The organism is Oleiphilus sp. HI0128 (assembly GCF_001635365.1).
This window is the reverse complement of sequence record NZ_LWGG01001265.1, coordinates 1-748: the sequence shown is the minus strand read 5'-3', so window position 1 is coordinate 748 and position 748 is coordinate 1. Positions and strand designations below refer to the sequence as shown.

Here is a 748-nt window from a genome sequence, read left to right as displayed (position 1 = left end):
AGAGCTACGTTCACCTTTAAATAAAAGTGCAACTTTGCAAGTACATATCACTTTGTTTGGCAAAGATGACCGCTTGGTTTTCGCGCAAGATGTGACGCGTGTGCAGCGACTTGAACAGATGCGGCGTGACTTCGTTAGCAATGTTTCTCATGATATGAGAACGCCATTGACGGTTATTAGAGGTTATATCGAAACCTTCCAGGATGCTGAAGATACACCTAAGAAGTGGCGAAGAGCCTTAAATTCAATGCAAGAGCAAACGAAACGGATGGAAAGCCTGATTAGTGACCTCTTGTTACTCGCCAAGTATGAAACTGAAGGCCTGCCTAGTAATACTCAAGCGATCGATATCGAACCGGTACTACAAGAAGTCTACCGCGACGCACGAGCCTTTAGCGCTGACAAAAATCAGAATATTCGTTTGGACTTTGAAAGCACCAAACCCTGTTTATTTACCGGTGACTCTCGTCAGCTTTATAGCGCCTTCTCAAACCTTGCGTTTAATGCAGTTAAGTATACGCCCACCGGTGGTGATATCGACATCAGCTGGTGGCTGGATGAAGAAGGTGCTCACTTTTGTGTGCGTGATACCGGTGAAGGTTTTGATTCCGTTCACATCCCTCACTTGACGGAACGCTTCTATCGAACGGACCCCAGCAGAGACCACTCAAGTGGCGGCTCAGGCTTGGGCTTAGCGATCGTGAAGCATGTATTGATCAATCATAATGCCGAGCTGGAAATCCATAGT

The 748-nt window shown here is 46.4% G+C and carries 1 protein-coding gene; it reads left to right on the top strand.

Translation table 11 applies throughout. The features are described 5' to 3' along the window. Positions 1-34 precede the first annotated feature (34 nt). The coding region (locus tag A3763_RS21355) for a histidine kinase dimerization/phospho-acceptor domain-containing protein (RefSeq protein ID WP_231872280.1) at positions 35-748 on the top strand (714 nt) is incomplete at its 3' end.